A 16,881-nucleotide genomic window follows, 5' to 3' on the forward strand; every position below is an offset into this window, starting at 1 on the left:
AAGTGACGAACAAAAGGGGGAGAAATTTATGAAGAAATTGATGTTGCCATTTCTATTACTGTCCATGAGTTTATTCATTGCAGCATGCAGCAGCGATGAAGGAGGTAAGGAAGAAGGGGAAATGGAGAAAGAAACGACGGAAGAAACGGCTCAGAATGATGAAGGGGAAATGAAGACAGCTCTACTGGACTTTCAAATGGAAGTCATTGACACAGTAAACGCAAATGATTCAGCGATTTATGCATTTGAAACAGCGAAAGCAAAAGAAGAGGATAAGCCTTCTGCAGAAGAAATCGCCAAGCTGAAAACTGACGCTGAGGCAGCAGCCAAAAAGGTAGCGGAAGATGTCAAAGCGCTTGAAGTACCAGCGGCGCTCGATTCTAAAAAGGAAGAGATCCAGGGTGCTTTGGATGATCTATCATCATCCTATGAAACAAGAGCTGCCAACTTATCGGATGAAGCGGACGCTGAATATGCAGAATCAGATGAAAAATTTGCATCATTTGAAGAGAAGATGGCTGCTGTGTATGAAGAAGTCGGTTTGTCAAAGCCTAGCTTTGCAGCGGATATCGTTGACTGAAAGTAGATTCATAGAGAGATTTTAATAATTAAAGGCTGCTTTTGCAGTCTTTTTTTATTGATTGCAAGGGGATTTAGAATTCTCTGAAACTTCAATCGACCTCAAAACGTATAACTTAAGAAGAGGTGATGATATGACAGGATTTATATTATTAATGATCGTATTACCGGTAGCATTCGTGTTTGCGGCGATTTCACTTGCAAGATCTGCAAGGCGGGATGATCGTCATGGGGACGGTGGATACACTGGACCAACTGACGGAGGAGCTGAATATGCCGACCATTTTGACAGTGGAGGGGACGGAAGTGATGGCGGGGGAGGAGAATGATTTTAACCGTCATCATATCTAAGGGGAAGGAGTTCTTTTATTGAAACGGTATTTCATTGAAATGAACAAGCAGTCCATACATATAACGGAATGGGGAAGCCCGGATCACCCTGTGATATTTTGCCTTCACGGGCTGGGGTCTACATCTTTGAGTTTTATAGAGCAGGCAGAACGGTTGAGAGATGAGTTCAGGATCATCTCGGTTGATGCCCCGGGTCACGGGAAAACAGCGGCCTTCGCTTCTGGCGAGCAATATGAGATGAATGGGATGGCAGATTGGTTGAATGGAGTGGTCGAGGAGCTCGGCACCTCCCGTTTTTTCTTTCTGTCCCATTCTTGGGGGAGTTTTGTGGCCCTCTTTTTCACAGCCAGGTTTCCCCATCATGTACTGGATAACATAATGATAGACGGTGGATACCAGGGGAAACGTCATTCCGATCTAACCATGGAAGAAGAAGTTGCCTATTATGAGGCGGATTTTGAACAGGAATGGAAGTCATGGGACGACTTTCTCGCCCTGGTAAAAAGTGAAACACTTTCCTGGTCCGACTTGAAACTTGAGGCGGCCAAGGATCTATATTTGGAGAAACGTGGTCACTACTATTGGCATGCCCGCGGAGAGACAGCCTCTCATATCGTCCGTGCCATGTATAAAGACGAAGCGGAGGATATCTATCATAAGCTCGATTCTTCCATATTACTTCTAAGGGCTACCTTGCCTCAGACATTGGAGAAGAAACGTCACAGATCTGCAGCCATCCTGCAGGAAAAGACCGGTGCAGGGGTGAAATTGATAGAGGGAACCCATCTCCTTCATTGGGATTACCCTGAACAGGTGGTGGAGGAGATCAGAAATCGCTGGTCAAATAAGGAGGAACACAACATATGATTCAATTAATACCGATGACAGAAGAAGCATATTCCGTGTGGCTTAAGACTGCTATCAAGGAATATGCAGAAGAAAAGACGACAGCAGGTAACTTCCAAGAGGATACGTCAGTGGAACAGGCAGACAAAGAATTCAATCAGCTGTTACCCCATGGGCTTCAGACTGAAAATCATCACCTGTTCACGTTGGTTACAAACGATGATGAAAAAATCGGGTCACTCTGGGTCAATACAAATCCAGAAAAAGATGAGATATTCATTTATGATATTAAAATCTCTTCCGACAGAAGAGGAAAAGGATATGGGAAACTGGCATTGCAATCCCTGGAAGGTTTTGCGAAAGATAGAGGAATATCGAAATTCTCACTTCATGTATTCGGTCATAATACCATCGCCCGGGCATTGTATGAAAAATCAGGATATGTGGTGACGAATGTGCTCATGACCAAAACAATCTGACATACTGCATGAAAAAAGGAGTGAATCGCCATGGCGAATGTAGCATATGCCCAGATGTCCGATTTGTTGTCCCTGGTTGAAATCGACTGCGCCGTGATCGGAAATGAAAGCCGGAAGGAAGAGATTCTTCAACACATCCACCGAATGCAATGTCTGGTTGTGAAGGAAGATGGCACGGGAACAGGATTTCTATTATTTCATACTTCTTTCTTTGATCAGACATTCATCTCCCTCATCGTGGTTGAACCGGGACATAGGAGGCAAGGGCATGCTTCTTTATTGTTGAAGCATGTTGAAGAGATTGCCGGGACAGAGAAAATCTTCTCTTCTACAAATGAGTCCAATAAGAACATGCAACGCGTTTTTCAAAGAAACGGTTATGTGAGAAGCGGCTTCATCGAAAATCTTGATGAGGGTGATCCAGAGATTGTGTATTTCAAACGGAAGCTGGAGGAGATTTAATTTCGTGTTTCAATCAAGCAAGGAGGCTGCAGGATGATCTTCATCGTATTAATTTTTTTGTTAATCTTTTCTTATGACTTTACGAAGTTTAGAAAACAAAATCAAACCATGATCGAGCAGAATGAAAGGATCATTTCCCTACTTGAGGAAATAAAAAATAAATAAAGAGCTCATACGGAGAAGGCTTTATGTTTGAGTCTTCTTTCTTTTAGGCTCTTTTCCTATAGATTTGTACGACACATAGATGACCATGTTGCATGCTCACTTGTTTATAAGCAACAATGTTTACAAAAGCACTCTGCTATATGACCTACATGCAGGATTTCACGATAAGAAGATAGAAGTATGATGTGGAGACAGGAGACTGAAAGGGGAGAAGGGCAGTGTATGAACTAAAGACAAAACAAAATGACAACTCGGTCATTGAATTCATTGAAAAAGTGGATAACCCGAAAAAGCGGGAGGACGCTTATCGGTTATTGGACCTCTTCACTGAAACAACTGGCTATGAAGCGAAGATGTGGGGCCCGAGCATCATCGGATTTGGTGCATATCACTATCAATATAAAACGGGTCATGAAGGCGATGCGCCGCTGGTTGGTTTTTCACCGAGAAAAGCGAAGATCAGCCTGTATTTTGCAACCGGTGATCCACAAAGGGAGGCGCTGCTTGCAAAACTGGGGAAGCACACATCCGGAAAAGCGTGTGTTTACATAAATAAAGTGGCAGACATCGATCAAGAGGTTTTGAAAAAGTTGATCACTCAATCTGTCAATTTTTTACAGGAATTGTATCCGGATTAAATATAATTGGAGGAATTAGTCATTTATAAGGGACTAATTTCTTATTTTTTTGAACGAGAACCTTTAAATTTGTATTCGACATTAATATCTTATATTATTAATCTTGAATTAAGACTATATCGTTTCAAGATAAATGGAATGGGTATATTCACTACATCACTGTATTTCGTACAGATTTAAAAATAGAAAGGGAAGATTCAACATGACAAAAGTTTTATACATCACGGCACATCCGCATGATGATACACAATCCTACAGCATGGCGGTAGGGAAAGCATTCATTGACACATACAAGGAAGCAAATCCGGCACACGAAGTGATCAACATTGATTTATACAAGGAGAATATCCCGCAAATTGATGCAGACGTATTCAGTGGCTGGGGGAAATTGCAATCAGGAAAAGGGTTCGAGGAACTTTCTGCAGAAGAACAAGCGAAGGTAGGCAGACTGAATGAATTATCTGATCAGTTTATTGCAGCTGATAAGTTCATCTTTGTGACACCGTTCTGGAATTTCTCATTCCCTCCAGTGATGAAAGCTTATATCGATTCAGTTTCAGTTGCCGGCAAGGCATTCAAATATACAGAACAAGGTCCTGTTGGACTGCTGACTGACAAAAAAGCCCTTCACATCCAGGCACGGGGAGGTATTTACTCCGAAGGTCCTGCAGCAGCGATGGAAATGGGACACCGTTACCTTGAAGTTATGATGCAATTCTACGGGGTGCCTTCATTTGAAGGACTATTCGTTGAAGGCCATGCGGCAATGCCTGATAAAGCGGCGGAAATTAAAGAAAATGCCATCGCACGTGCAAAAGATTTAGCCCACACATTCTAATAGATGAATAAAGAAAAAGATGTCATCGTGTCACTCGATGGCATCTTTTTTATTTTAGGAATAAATTCTCAATGGAAAAAGGAAAAGAAGCGGACGGCCTCGCCTCAGCTCGTCGTCCGCTTCTTTCAACTGAAATTATTTCTTGATGAACATCTGTGTCCAATAATGGCCGTAAGATCCACCTTTAACATAGCCGACACCAATTTCGGTGTATGTCGGGGAAAGTATATTCTTTCGGTGACCTTCACTGTTCATCCAGGCTTCGACCACTGCTGCAGGCGTTTTTTGACCGGCTGCAATGTTTTCACCGGCGGACTGGTAGTGAATGCCGAAATCCTTCAACATTTGAAAAGGTGATCCGTAAGTGGGAGAGGTATGGCTGAAATAATTTTTCGCGATCATGTCTTCCGATTTATAACGGGCAACACGTGATACTTCCCAGTTCTCCTTGAGGGGAGGTAATCCGGCTTTTGAACGTTCCTGATTGACCAGCTTCACGACCTCGGCCGTATAATTGTCGGCAATGCCATTTCCACCAGGGACGTTGATGCTTTGACCAGGGTAAATCATATTTGGGTTAGAGATTTGCGGGTTTGCTGATATCAATTCAGAAACACCGACCTGATGTTTGACGGCGATCTTCCACAGCGTGTCACCATGAGATACAGTGTAGCTCCCTGCTGCAGATGGGCTGCCTATTCCAAAGACTAAAGTGGCGAACAACAAAACGGAAAGAAGTTTAATAGTTTTCATAACTCTATTACAGTATATTTCTGCGGTTCTTGAAACAGGTAGTTGTTGCCACCCCGTGTGAGCCCTTTCATAACGGGGATTAGCAATTTTTCCTAGGGTGAATTTAAGACAATGGTGGTCTGAATATGGTATACTTTGGAAAAATGAAAGCTGACTATGGGAGGAATCGTCATGACAACTCAGTTATTCGAAGATTTATTGAAAGAAGTGGAAGAGGAATTTACCGGCTGGGATTTTTCATATATTACAGGTACAGGGCGTATGGGCTCGGGTATGATTCCATGGTCTTATGGCAGCATGGCAATCCCACTGATCAGGAATGCTGATTCAATGCTCGACATGGGGACGGGTGGGGGCGAACTTCTGTCCATGCTGCAGCCTTTTCCACCATCAGTGTGTGCAACAGAAGGGTATCCACCGAATGTACCAGTTGCAAGGGAACGCCTTGAACCATTGGGTGTGAGGGTGGAAGAAATCAACGAAGATTTTCATCTGCCGTTTGAAGATAATCAATTCGATCTGATTATCAACAAGCACGAATCTTATTCACCGGCTGAAGTGAAACGGATATTATCGGCTGGAGGCACATTCCTGACCCAGCAGGTCGGAGGGGATGATTGCAACGGGATCAACATTGCGTTGGGTGTTCCCATTCCTGAAGATTACACACATTGGACCCTGGAGTATGCCGTACAGGAGTTGGAAAAAGAAGGTTTTGAAGTTTCATATTCCAATAGAGCGTATTCCTGTCAACGATTCTATGATATCGGTGCTCTCGTCTATTACATAAAAGCCATACCGTGGCAAATACCTGATTTTTCGGTTGAAGCATATCGTGACAGCCTGTATAGGATTTACCAGCTCATTCAGGAAAAAGGTTTTTTTGAAGTGAAGCAGCACCGCTTTATCATCAAGGCATCTTTGGCAAAATGATAAAGTGTGATTGAAACTTTCTTCCATTTTCCAACGTATAACTAGAAGGGGATATGTTTCCTTTGAAATCTTCTGAAGGAAGGGGGATCTTTATGTGGCTGAAAGGTATTTTCATCATCTTGGTTTCGTGCGGCGCATTCCATCTGATCCGTCACAGAATCAACCTTAAAAAAGCAGCAGATAAGACAGGTACGGCCATATACCCTGCGAGTAGACAAGAAATGAACAGTATTCTTATTCCAATCAACTATAAGGAAATGGAGCCATTATCGAAAAGAACAAAGTCGTATCAATTGGTGAAATGGGGGAGCAGAGCAATCATCGCAGCTGTGGTGTGTTTGACCTGGTTCGTATTGACAACAGAGGAAATTCTCCAGATCCTCCCCACCGTGCTGTACCTCTTCATTCTGTCGATCTCGACCATTAAACACCGGGGGAATTTTTATATTTTGCCTGATGGACTTATTGTGAACGGAAAATTCATTCCGTGGACAAGAATCAAGGAATATAAAGTGGAGAAGATCATGAAGTATCACCCTCTATATGGGCTGGATGATAAAATCAATCACGCTTATAAACTGAGCATCAAAGTGAAGAATATATGGCTTCAGACAAATTATGTCGTCGTCAGGGACCCGGACAGTCTTGATAGAATACTTGCTCTATTGGAAGAGCGTGGCATCACTGGATCACAGCTAAAGGATAGCGGCTATATGTCATTGAGGAAAAATTAGTGCTTTCACAGCTTTTATATTCCACTGATTGAATAGGAGATGACTTTTATGGACTGGTTGAATTGGTATGACCTTTTGGCACCAACAAATCCATATGCTTCACTGCTCTTCGGTTTCATTATTACGTTGGTCGTAGGGGTGGCCGTCATGCTCGAAACGAAACAAAAGCGTATCGGTGTCATGGCTGTTATTACGGGGGTATTAACGACGGTCATAGGCGTAGCCTTCCTTACATGGATGGGATTATATTGATCATCCGGGCCGATAAGTGCAGACAGGGTGGTATAAGCTCAATGAGCCACCGGACGTCTCCCAATGAACTGAAAAGGTAGTGTATAAGAATGAATAATCTTTCCCTTGACGACTATGATGTTGTGATGTTTGATTTGGATGATACACTGTTTGATCATGTGCAAGCTTATTCAAAAGGACTTGAAGTTGCTATCAGGCAATTTGAACATTTGGATGATATCAGCACTTCTGATTTCCAGACAGCTTTTACAAGACATCATCATCTTTTATGGCCCAAGTTTGCAGGAAATCAGATGGATTATCAGGAGTTATCACGAGTAAGGATGGAAAATACATTGAGTGATGTCGGGGGTGAAATGAAGGGGGAAGCGTTACTTCAGCTTGTAAAAGCCTTTCAGGCCTCCTACCTTGATCAAATCAAACCAGACAGGGAGCTCAATGATTTTTTGGCAGACATTCAAAGATCCGTTTTTATAGGAATCATTACAAACGGCACGGTGTCCAACGCCTATGAAAAAGTCAGACGTCTCGGTTTGTCAGGGCTTTTCCCTGCTGATTCGGTGGTTGTGTCAGAAGACGTGGGTTTTTCTAAACCAGATCCACGGATTTTCAGGCATGCACTCCACCGTTTTAATGCATCTCCAAACAGGACGTTATTTGTGGGTGATCATTATCACGCAGATATTTTGGGCGCTATATCCATCGGTATGGATACGGTGTGGGTCCAACAGATTGATTCATCCCCTTTGATTGAAAAGCCCCACTATATTGTGAAGAGAATATTGGAATTGAAGCCTTTGATGCTATAGGGGAAATGTGAAAAGAAGAAATATGTTGAGTATTTCCATCATCTGTTCATGGATAGTAAATAAAGACAAATCAAATCAGTATGGAAAGCAGGATAATAACATGACAAGGCGTCCACCGGTACAAGCTGCAAAAGATTTTTTAAAGAATCATTTTCCTGACTGCCAGGGGGCTCTGCTTGCAGGGAGTGTCGTACGGGGAGAGGAAACCAGCACCTCTGACCTTGATATCGTCATCATAGACGACACCCTGTCTTCTGCATACCGGGAATCCTTTTTCGTGAACGACTGGCCAATTGAAGCCTTCTTTCACAACCAGCATACAATCCGGCAATATTTTCAAACAGACTGTGAGCGGGGGGAGACCTTCCCTGCCAAGAATGGTGGCAGAAGGGATCACTATCCTCGCTCACCCTCTCATCCCGATCCTCAAAGAAGAAGCAGATAAGCTGTTGGGGGACGGACCTTCACCTTGGTCAAAGGAGACCCTAGAAATGAAAAGATATTTCCTTACGGACGCACTTGACGACTTTGTCGGAGCTGCCGACAGGGGTGAAGGTTTATTTAGCGCAAACCTGCTTGCCGAATCCGTCCATGAATTTGTCCTTCGTACGAATCGAAGATGGACCGGACAGGGAAAATGGGTTCTCCGTGCGCTAAAGGAGTATGATCACAAGTTTGCAGAGAGATTCTTATTCGCTTTCGACCAATTTTATTCCAAGGATGATAAAAGGGCCATCGTGCAACTGGTCGACTCAGTTCTGGATCCACATGGAGGCCGGTTGTTTAATGGGTTCTCTATGGGAAAACAATGAACATGCCATACTTAAATTAAAAAGCCAAGAGTACTGGTTATCCAGCATTCTTGGCTTTTATCATATATCCTGACATATCCGCCAGGCAAAAATTATACTAAAATCTGAAATTCATCATGGTCGACGCTGTTGACACCGTCATCAAAGACGAGACGGGTGACAAATTTATAAGAGACCGACTCACTGCTTGGAGGAAATGAATCCGATAGTCTGCAGGAAAAGTGGATGGTGCGCTGTTCGTTTGCTTTCATCGTGGATGAGCTCAAAATGGTATTGTGATGAAGAACAGAAAAGCGGTCAACATTCTCGTCATATTGAAGAAGGTCAGTTTCGATCCTCTTTAATTTCTGCTCAACCCGTCCGCCGGTCAATTCATATTCGCCCTTAATGACGTCGCCCGGACGAAATTCGTTCTTATTCAACACCAAATCAATTTTTGTGGCCCCAATACCGAATCTGCACATCAGTTTACTAAACATATCAGTCATTCAACCTCTCAATCATCTAGTTACCAATTCTACGCAATAAGGAGAGCTTTGGTTTCATTTTTCTTCGTCTTTTATACGATTTTATTCTAAAAGAAACGCAGCCGTTTTGTCTATATTCCTTCTTCGACATTTTTTGCAGAAGATGATCGTGACGCACGCGCATAATAGCGAAAAAAGTAAAATAATTGGTATTTACACCATAAAGAGGTAGAAATGGAGTGGTCTTTTCTTTAAAATAGAAGAGGACCTTATCATATTTTGGTAAAATACAAGTTTAAAAGGGGTAAATCAATTTGAAGGAAAAGAAGAAAAAGAAAAAAACCCATGTCCCATTAAGGATGAATCTATTATTTATAACGGTCTTTTTTCTGTTTTCGGTTCTGATTCTTCGTCTGGGAATTGTTCAAATCGTGCAGGGGAACCATTATGAAGCAGAAGTGTCGCGTACGGAGAACGTTAAATCCCATAATGGTACACCGCCGCGGGGGAAAATTTATGACCGCAATCGCAATGTGATTGTCGACAATGTCCCATTAAATGCGATTACATACACAAGAACACAGACCACAAAATCTGAAGAAATGCTGAAAGTAGCTAAGAGCCTGGCTGAGTTGATAGAAATGGACACCGGTAAAATCACCGACCGTGACAGGAAGGATTTCTGGCTCCTTACTCATCAAGATGCTGCAGAAAAACTGGTTTCCAAGGAAGAAATAAAGAAATTGGAAAACAATGAAGATCTTTCTGATGATGACAGGAACAAGAAGATTTATCAAATGCAGCTGGATCGTATCACAGATCAGGATATTCATTCCTTTTCCAAGCAGGAGGAGGAAGTGCTGGCGATATTCCGTGAATTCAATACCGGATATGCCCTCAGTCCTCAAATTGTAAAAAATAGGGATGTTTCCATGGAGGAAATGGCCCGGGTGAACGAACGATTATCAGAGCTTCCCGGTGTGAACGTCACCACAGACTGGGAAAGGAAATATGTGAACGCCAGTACCCTCAGGACAATTCTTGGGAGGGTGTCGACGTCGCAGCAGGGACTTCCGAGCGAACTGGTGAACGAATATAAAGCACAGGGATATGCACTGAATGACCGGGTCGGGACAAGCTATTTCGAATCGGAATATGAAAATGTCCTTAAAGGTCAAAAAGAAGAAATCGAATTCATCACGAAAAACGGAAGCGTCCTGGATACAAAGCTTGTAAGTGAAGGGCATAGTGGAAAGGACGTCGTTCTCACAATCGACCTGGAACTTCAAAAAGAAATCGAGAAAATCGTGGAAGAGGAACTGAGCAGGCAGGCGTCCAAGTACTGGCAGTCACCTTTCCTCGACCGTGCCTTCGTCGTGATGATGGATCCCCATACAGGGGAGATCCTCTCAATGGTCGGAAAGAAGTACGGGAAGAACGCCGACGGTAAGACCGAGCTTCAGGATTATGCACTCGGCACCTATACTTCAGAATACGGGGTGGGATCTGCTGTTAAGGGTGCTACGGTGTTGACGGGGTATATGACGGGGGCGTTGAGTGTTGGAGAAGTTTTATATGATGAACCTATTAAAATAAAAAACACTCCACAAAAAAAATCCTGGTTTAATTACTCAAAATACTTCTCAGATGTTGAAGCTTTAGAAATATCATCCAATGGGTACATGTTTAAAACAGCGATTAAAATTGCAAACGCAACATATCGCCCAAATCAACCAATGGACATTGATACTGAAGCCTTTGATACTATGAGGAATTATTATAGTCAGTTTGGTTTAGGAGTTAAAACTGGCATAGACCTGCCAGGAGAAGTAGAGGGGTTAAAAGGAACAGAAAGGATACCAGGAAAACTACTGGATTTTGCAATAGGACAATATGATTTATATACCCCTATGCAACTTGTTCAATACGCATCTACCATTGCAAATGGTGGATATCGAATGAAACCACATATCATGAAAGAAATCCGTGAACCTAGTCAAGAAAGGGGGAAGGTGGGCCCCCTTTTGTATGAAAATGAATCTCAAGTCCTCAACCGTATTGACGCAACTGACAACCAGATACATCGGGTACAGCAGGGCTTTTATAGAGTCACACATGGGAGCAATGGTACAGCGAAAATTTTTAGTGCTGCGCCATATAATGCAGCCGCTAAATCCGGAACCGCTCAAGCATTTTACTACAGTCCGGAAGAAAAGAGACAGTATGAAACGTATAACACCACGTTAATTGGCTACGCTCCATTTGATAACCCGGAAATTGCGTTCTCAGTGGTGCTGCCATACTCTCATCAGGACATAGATCCTTATGTGAATAAAGACATAGCCAAACGTGCAATGGACAAATACTTCGAATTGAAAAAGAAGTATGACAAAGAAGGGTATTATAATTCATCCACTGAAGAAAAAGTACGGAATGCGGATCAATTGGAAGATACGGCTGATCCAGAAACTGAAAATGAATAAATCAAAGCGCAATCTTTCACGTTAAAGATTGCGCTTTTTTTGGTTCTATATCCTCTCCCAACCTCATATGGTGAAGGGCAGCATATGGGAAGTGTTCTTTCTGTAGCAGCAAGGACTATTTCCTTATTTATCCCGCCATCGTTGACATTGATAATCATTTTCACTTATGATTTCAATTGAAAATAATTATCATTTAAAAGGAGGTTTCAATATATTGAACACAGTCGAAAATCCCGATTTACTTTTGATCCAGGATCACAATGTTCAGGCGAGTCTGGAAGAGCTCCTGCCTCGTTCAGAGAAACGGATTCTTCACAAATTGATACAGGCGATTCTTCGTGAAAAAATAGTCCCCTATTCGTGGATGCAAAATGAATCAGGAAAAATCTTTTACATAAACACAAGCCATGACCGGACTGTCAGCATTCCGGTAAAACATACTTACATACTCGGGCACATCGATATCGATGGACCAATCACCATCCAAACGGAAAACGGCAGGAGCGTGATCGAAACCCCAAAAGATTTGGTCAATGAGTTGTTCAGGGGAAAAGCTGCAAATGCAGGCGTAAAGCAGCTGTCGGAGGAGCTTGACAACTCTGTCAGAAATGACGCATTGGCTTTAACGGCAGGAGAACAAAGGAAAAGTCATTTCGGCAATGATACTCTGACTTATTTGCAGGAAGCACAAACCTCTGATCCTTCTTTCAGTCCTTTAGTCTTTTTGGAACAAATGGTCATCGAAGGGCATACGCTTCACCCATGCTCTAAGACAAGAATCGGTTTATCAGCGACTGAAGTTATCAGCTATGCACCTGAATGGAGGAAAGAGGTCAATCTTATCCCCCTTGCAATCCATAAAAGCATATCGAGAATGACCTATATGAATGATGGCAAAACCATGGCGGAAATATTATTCCAGGAACATTCAGGATTAAAAGAAGCGGTCCGGGAAAGCGTCATGAAGTTGGGTAAAGCTTTCGGTGAATACGAAGTAATTCCCGTTCATCCATGGCAGTACGAACACACCATTACTTCTCATTTTCAGGAAGAGATAAAATCAGGGCTGCTCATCCCGGTTCCATTGGACCTTCCGTATCATCCGCTCATCTCATTTCGGTCATTGGCACCGGGGAGCAGAATGAAGCATCACGTCAAAACGGCGCTGAACGTACAAATGACCAGCGCGAAAAGAATTGTATCTCCCACATCTGTCTGGAATGGGCCTGTTCTTTCAGAGCTGCTGCAGACGATTTCAAATCACGACGGTGCCATTAAAGAGACCATCACATTTTTATCAGAACGGTGCGGGGGACATTATCACGCTCAAAGGAGCGACGACTCCCTGCCTCTGTCGAAAAACCTGTCTGCCCTCATCAGGGAGAATCCGGAAGCAGACTTAGCGGAAAATGAAATTGCTGTCCCGGGGGCTGCTTTGATCAATACTTCCCCTGTATCAGGGGAAATCCTTGTTAGTGAAATCATACAAATCTGGGCAAAAGCCAAAGACGTGACTACGGAAATCGCAGGTGTGGATTTCATTCAGGATTATGCACGAACACTCATCCCTGGTCTGCTGCATTTGATTGTAAAATACGGCATCAGCATGGAGGCCCATCTTCAAAACGCACTGGTACGATTCGAAAATGGAGTACCGAAGAAATTACTAGTGCGGGATAACGGAGGGATAAGGATAATGGCAGAGCGTCTCCGTCCCTATATCGAACCGGGAAGAATCAGCAATGATACTAATCTGCTCACCGAAGACCCGGTTGACCTCTATAAAATGTTTTCACACGCAGTCCTGCATAATCATCTTGGAGAAATGATTGTGAGTATTGCAAAAGAGCTGGGCATAGAAGAAAACCTTATGTGGAAAAAGGTATCTGTTGTCATAGAAGATACGCTGGAGGAACTGAAAGCAGAGGAAGCACATCGAGATGCTGCCATCCATGTTGAAGAAGCATTATTCGGTCCCCATACTTATTTAAAATCGCTGATCAAAATGAGGTTATCAGACGCGTTCACGGATAATGCTTATGTTTTTGCACCGAATCCATTGATTCATTCAGGAAAGGAGAATTCTATTGTCACTCTATAATCATCCCCAATCAACCGACCATCTGCTGGAAGAAGAAAAGCGGTGTTTGAACTATTTGGAAGAGAATCAGCCCCACTTGGTAGGTCACTTTCGGGCACACATAAAGACAGGGAGAATGGCGATTCTTCATAAGCTTGCTGCTTCTCTACTGAGAGAAGATGTTCAATCGCTGTATTCAGATTCGGTTCAATTGAAGAAAATTGGGTCCGTGTACGTAACCAGTCTGCTGAAGGTGTATAAAAAATGGGAGCCGTTTCTTCATCAGCTTCAAAGTCTAAATTTAAAAGAAGGGATTTCATATAGGATGAAGTCTTTCGGTGAGTATGTGATCCTGTTTCCTATCAAAGATGAACTTGCCTTCCAGCGTGTCACGCTTGCCGGGGATATCCTGGTGATTTCACAGGATTCACACCGTATCGTCAACACGGCAAATGAGCTTCTATCACTGCTTGGTCTATCAGAAGCAGGGCAGGGGCTCGCTGATGAACTGGACAATGGAACAGCCAATCAAACGTTGGGATATGCTGCACATTCATTCTGGAAAGAAGAATTGAAGAAGGATAGCAACGGACGCTCGATACGGTCAACTCTTGACTATATCCGTATCAAAAAGGGGGAACAATCAACATGGAGTCCCCTCGCTTTCTTCGAACAGCTGAGCCTTGAAGGGCATCATCTTCATCCTGGCTCAAAAACGAAAACGGGTATGTCCCCAGGGGATGTGCTTCGATACTCTCCAGAATTCCATCAGCATTTTGATATTTGTTTCGTGGCAGTGGATAAAGAATATATGGAAAACACTGAAATCGAAAGCGGAATCATAGAGGGAACTTTTAGCAGCATCATGCCTCAATATGAATCATTCATGATAGAAAGAGGGATTGATCCCCGCGGATATCAACTGCTGCCTGTTCATGAATGGCAGTATCAGCACGCACTGCATTCTCTTTATCGTGATGAGATCAAGAAAGGGATCGTCATACCTATTGATGCCCTTTGCGTCCAATGTGGTGCCACATCATCTTTCAGAACCGTGATTCCTGCCAACCGTCCGGACCGTTTCATCAAGCTTGCGGTGAACAGCCAAATGACTTCAACTGTGAGGTCGATCTCTAGTCAAACCGCATTGAACAGCACCGTGTTCACGGATATGATGGATATCATATTAGAAAGAGAACCGGCCCTTTCAAACTTCCTTCCTTTAAATGAAATTGCGGGGTATACATTTAAGTCTGAACGAAATGAACAAAGGAGAAACCTGACGGTGGTCATCAGAGAAAACCGGGAAGATGAACTGGAACATGAAGTGATGGTAACCGGAAACAGTTTGTATGCCATTTCCCCATTTTCAGAAAAGACGATCCTCGCTGAACTGCTCGATGAGTATTGTCATCATCGGGGAGTGCCAAACAGGGAGGGTGCCAAACTATTTTTCAAAGACTATGTATCTATTACATTACCCGGGGTACTTACCCTGTTGACCAAATATGGTGTTGCACTTGAAAGTCATTTGCAAAATAGTGTCCCGGTATTCAAAAATGGTAAACCGGTCCGCTTTTACTTCAGGGATTGGGGGGGAGCACGGATATACAAGCCCCGTCTGGAAGCACAGGGAATATTCCCGGCGTTTTATCCCGGCAGTATCACGATGACCAACAAGAAGGACGAGATGTATGCGAAGGCACATTATACATTTTTTCAAAGCCATCTCGGAGAAATCATCCGGTTGTTGGTTGAGGAAACAGGTGTGAATGAGAGTGAGTTTTGGCAAATTGTAAGGGATGACTGTGAACAGATTTTCAGTTCCCTTTCTATGACGGTTCCTTTGAATGTAGAGGAAGATCGGGCATATATCTACCAAGGGGAGGTAAGTCACAAAGCATTGACAAAGATGAGAATGATGCCGTCATCAGGTTATCTTTATTCTCCCGTGCCAAATCCTTTAAGCAAAGAAGCGGATACAAAGTGAGCCTTTCCACCGCATCACAGCAGCTGGCATTAAAGTCTCCGTCTTTCCGTCGATTTTTATATGGCAGTTTCTTTGTCAGGTCCACTGACTGGATGGACCTCACCATTCTTAACTGGGTTGTGTACGAATGGACCCATTCGGCTCTCGCTTTAGGATTCGTCAATGCATGCAGGCTTTTGCCCGTTTTTATCTTTTCCATGTCTGCAGGGCATGTCGCTGATAAGCACAGTCGGAGGAATCTCCTGTTTTTCCTGTATGGCGGAATGTTCCTATCTACGATTGGCATCGCCCTCCTGATCAGTGAGGAGGCGTCGTTTTATGGACTGCTCATGTTGATTACATTTCGATCTGTTCTGATGAGCTATGAGGTGCCGATCAGGAATGCATATTTATCAGATATTGTTCCTTCTGTCATGCTTGGCAGTGCCATCACACTTCAGACTACGTGCATCAATGTGGCGAGGATGATCGGACCTGGTTTGGCCGGCGTGCTACTTGGCTATTTTACGGCTGGAAGTGTGATGATGGGCGTATCGTTCGGCACACTTTTCGTAATGATCTCCCTTCTTTCGCTGCCGAAACTTCAAGGGCAAGTGAAAGAGAAGAACCAGTCGAACAAGCAGTCGTTTCAGGATACACTCCGTTATATCAAAACTCAGCCGGGAATCATGGGTATTTTACTCATTGCAATCGGGCCGATGATTTTCGGATTTCCTTATACGACCATGCTCCCCGTTTTTTCAGAACAGTTGATGGGACTCGGACCGGCAGGATTTGGATTATTGCTATCCACATCATCTGCCGGAGCGATTGTTGCAACCGGAATCCTCACCTATCGCAGGCCGGCTGCAGGAGGGAGATGGCTGATTCTTTCTTCCCTTTTATTCGGGACGAGCCTCATCCTTTTCATCGTTTATAGCTCTGTATACATAGCAGCATTGGGCATGATGTTCATTGTTGGATTCGTCAGTCAGTATTACCGGACATTGAGCAGGATCCTTATTCAAACAAAAGTATCGGACGAGTTCAGGGGAAGGGTCCTTAGCATCGCGTTGATGGACCGGGGATATATCCCGCTTGGCGCCATTGGTATCGGATTCATTGCAAGTACTGTTGATGCATACGCTGCCGGGATGTCAATGGGCATCGGGACAATCCTTTTCACATTGATGGTAGTGCGGGGGAACCGCACATTATGGAAGGAGTAAAA

At 43.5% G+C, this 16,881-nt stretch carries 17 protein-coding genes and 1 pseudogene; 16 read left to right on the top strand and 2 right to left on the bottom strand.

The window, feature by feature from the left end; all coding sequences use genetic code 11:
- The first annotated feature begins 28 nt into the window (after positions 1-28).
- The 7 genes from KH172YL63_RS09425 to KH172YL63_RS09455 all read left to right on the top strand — a co-directional run bounded on the left by KH172YL63_RS09425 (position 29) and on the right by KH172YL63_RS09455 (position 4,358).
- Complete coding sequence (locus KH172YL63_RS09425; protein ID WP_173105860.1) at positions 29-580, top strand: hypothetical protein; 552 nt, start codon at positions 29-31, stop codon at positions 578-580.
- 133 nt (positions 581-713) lie between these two features.
- Complete coding sequence (locus KH172YL63_RS09430; protein WP_173105861.1) at positions 714-908, top strand: hypothetical protein; 195 nt, start codon at positions 714-716, stop codon at positions 906-908.
- Between the two features lie 40 nt (positions 909-948).
- Positions 949-1,797 carry an alpha/beta fold hydrolase gene (locus KH172YL63_RS09435; protein WP_173105862.1) on the top strand — a complete coding sequence of 283 codons (849 nt, stop codon included), beginning with the start codon at positions 949-951 and terminating at the stop codon, positions 1,795-1,797.
- The gene (locus tag KH172YL63_RS09440) at positions 1,794-2,255 is read left to right on the top strand and encodes a GNAT family N-acetyltransferase (RefSeq protein WP_173105863.1); all 462 of its coding nucleotides are present in this window, start codon (positions 1,794-1,796) and stop codon (positions 2,253-2,255) included. Before KH172YL63_RS09435 ends, KH172YL63_RS09440 begins: the two co-directional genes overlap by 4 nt.
- Positions 2,256-2,285: 30 nt before the next feature.
- Positions 2,286-2,717 (top strand): GNAT family N-acetyltransferase, encoded by a 432-nt coding sequence (locus tag KH172YL63_RS09445; protein WP_173105864.1) that lies wholly within the window; start codon positions 2,286-2,288, stop codon positions 2,715-2,717.
- A 383-nt stretch (positions 2,718-3,100) separates the two neighbouring features.
- Positions 3,101-3,520, top strand: a complete 420-nt coding sequence (locus KH172YL63_RS09450) for a DUF1801 domain-containing protein (RefSeq protein ID WP_173105865.1) — start codon at positions 3,101-3,103, stop codon at positions 3,518-3,520.
- Positions 3,521-3,722: 202 nt separating this feature from the next.
- Positions 3,723-4,358, top strand: a complete 636-nt coding sequence (locus KH172YL63_RS09455) for an FMN-dependent NADH-azoreductase (protein WP_173105866.1) — start codon at positions 3,723-3,725, stop codon at positions 4,356-4,358.
- 135 nt (positions 4,359-4,493) lie between these two features.
- Here KH172YL63_RS09455 and safA read toward each other — a convergent pair whose 3' ends face one another.
- Positions 4,494-5,111 (bottom strand): SafA/ExsA family spore coat assembly protein, encoded by a 618-nt coding sequence (safA, locus tag KH172YL63_RS09460; protein ID WP_173105867.1) that lies wholly within the window; start codon positions 5,109-5,111, stop codon positions 4,494-4,496.
- Positions 5,112-5,282: 171 nt separating this feature from the next.
- On the opposite strand from safA, the gene KH172YL63_RS09465 reads away from it, so the two are divergent.
- From KH172YL63_RS09465 to KH172YL63_RS09485, 5 genes and pseudogenes are all read left to right on the top strand, one after another.
- On the top strand, positions 5,283-6,044 hold the full coding sequence (locus tag KH172YL63_RS09465) for a class I SAM-dependent methyltransferase (protein ID WP_173105868.1): 762 nt from the start codon (positions 5,283-5,285) through the stop codon (positions 6,042-6,044).
- Positions 6,045-6,136: 92 nt separating this feature from the next.
- Positions 6,137-6,778 (top strand): hypothetical protein, encoded by a 642-nt coding sequence (locus KH172YL63_RS09470; RefSeq protein WP_173105869.1) that lies wholly within the window; start codon positions 6,137-6,139, stop codon positions 6,776-6,778.
- Positions 6,779-6,826: 48 nt separating this feature from the next.
- Complete coding sequence (locus tag KH172YL63_RS09475; RefSeq protein ID WP_173105870.1) at positions 6,827-7,030, top strand: hypothetical protein; 204 nt, start codon at positions 6,827-6,829, stop codon at positions 7,028-7,030.
- Positions 7,031-7,119: 89 nt separating this feature from the next.
- Complete coding sequence (locus KH172YL63_RS09480; protein WP_173105871.1) at positions 7,120-7,839, top strand: HAD family hydrolase; 720 nt, start codon at positions 7,120-7,122, stop codon at positions 7,837-7,839.
- A 100-nt stretch (positions 7,840-7,939) separates the two neighbouring features.
- Positions 7,940-8,651: pseudogene (locus KH172YL63_RS09485) on the top strand (nucleotidyltransferase domain-containing protein).
- 92 nt (positions 8,652-8,743) lie between these two features.
- Here KH172YL63_RS09485 and KH172YL63_RS09490 read toward each other — a convergent pair.
- A complete protein-coding gene (locus KH172YL63_RS09490) occupies positions 8,744-9,130 on the bottom strand; it encodes a sporulation protein (RefSeq protein ID WP_173105872.1) in 387 nt (128 codons plus the stop codon).
- 347 nt (positions 9,131-9,477) lie between these two features.
- Between KH172YL63_RS09490 and KH172YL63_RS09495 the strand changes: the two genes are divergently transcribed.
- The 4 genes from KH172YL63_RS09495 (at position 9,478) to KH172YL63_RS09510 (ending at position 16,879) form a co-directional block, all read left to right on the top strand.
- Positions 9,478-11,601: a peptidoglycan D,D-transpeptidase FtsI family protein gene (locus KH172YL63_RS09495; protein WP_173108117.1), complete on the top strand. Its 2,124-nt coding sequence runs from the start codon at positions 9,478-9,480 to the stop codon at positions 11,599-11,601.
- Between the two features lie 214 nt (positions 11,602-11,815).
- Entirely contained in the window at positions 11,816-13,702 is a 1,887-nt protein-coding gene (locus KH172YL63_RS09500; RefSeq protein ID WP_173105873.1) for an IucA/IucC family protein, read from the top strand.
- Positions 13,689-15,671 carry an IucA/IucC family protein gene (locus KH172YL63_RS09505; protein WP_173105874.1) on the top strand — a complete coding sequence of 661 codons (1,983 nt, stop codon included), beginning with the start codon at positions 13,689-13,691 and terminating at the stop codon, positions 15,669-15,671. The genes KH172YL63_RS09500 and KH172YL63_RS09505 overlap by 14 nt, the downstream gene beginning before the upstream one ends.
- Positions 15,668-16,879, top strand: coding sequence for an MFS transporter (locus KH172YL63_RS09510; protein WP_173105875.1), 1,212 nt, complete (start codon positions 15,668-15,670; stop codon positions 16,877-16,879). The genes KH172YL63_RS09505 and KH172YL63_RS09510 overlap by 4 nt, the downstream gene beginning before the upstream one ends.
- Positions 16,880-16,881: the final 2 nt, after the last annotated feature.

This window comes from Bacillus sp. KH172YL63, assembly GCF_011398925.1.
In the GTDB taxonomy this organism is placed as follows: Bacteria; Bacillota; Bacilli; order Bacillales; family Bacillaceae_B; genus Rossellomorea.

What these genes read in the sequence shown, in the direction of transcription:
- KH172YL63_RS09445 (WP_173105864.1), top strand. Translation starts at nt 2,286, where the DNA reads ATGGCGAATGTAGCATATGCCCAGATGTCCGATTTGTTGTCCCTGGTT.
- KH172YL63_RS09480 (WP_173105871.1), top strand. Translation starts at nt 7,120, where the DNA reads ATGAATAATCTTTCCCTTGACGACTATGATGTTGTGATGTTTGATTTG.
- KH172YL63_RS09440 (WP_173105863.1), top strand. Translation starts at nt 1,794, where the DNA reads ATGATTCAATTAATACCGATGACAGAAGAAGCATATTCCGTGTGGCTT.
- KH172YL63_RS09455 (WP_173105866.1), top strand. Translation starts at nt 3,723, where the DNA reads ATGACAAAAGTTTTATACATCACGGCACATCCGCATGATGATACACAA.
- KH172YL63_RS09495 (WP_173108117.1), top strand. Translation starts at nt 9,478, where the DNA reads ATGAATCTATTATTTATAACGGTCTTTTTTCTGTTTTCGGTTCTGATT.
- KH172YL63_RS09490 (WP_173105872.1), bottom strand. Translation starts at nt 9,130, where the DNA reads ATGTTTAGTAAACTGATGTGCAGATTCGGTATTGGGGCCACAAAAATT.
- KH172YL63_RS09425 (WP_173105860.1), top strand. Translation starts at nt 29, where the DNA reads ATGAAGAAATTGATGTTGCCATTTCTATTACTGTCCATGAGTTTATTC.
- KH172YL63_RS09470 (WP_173105869.1), top strand. Translation starts at nt 6,137, where the DNA reads ATGTGGCTGAAAGGTATTTTCATCATCTTGGTTTCGTGCGGCGCATTC.
- KH172YL63_RS09475 (WP_173105870.1), top strand. Translation starts at nt 6,827, where the DNA reads ATGGACTGGTTGAATTGGTATGACCTTTTGGCACCAACAAATCCATAT.
- KH172YL63_RS09465 (WP_173105868.1), top strand. Translation starts at nt 5,283, where the DNA reads ATGACAACTCAGTTATTCGAAGATTTATTGAAAGAAGTGGAAGAGGAA.
- safA (WP_173105867.1), bottom strand. Translation starts at nt 5,111, where the DNA reads ATGAAAACTATTAAACTTCTTTCCGTTTTGTTGTTCGCCACTTTAGTC.
- KH172YL63_RS09430 (WP_173105861.1), top strand. Translation starts at nt 714, where the DNA reads ATGACAGGATTTATATTATTAATGATCGTATTACCGGTAGCATTCGTG.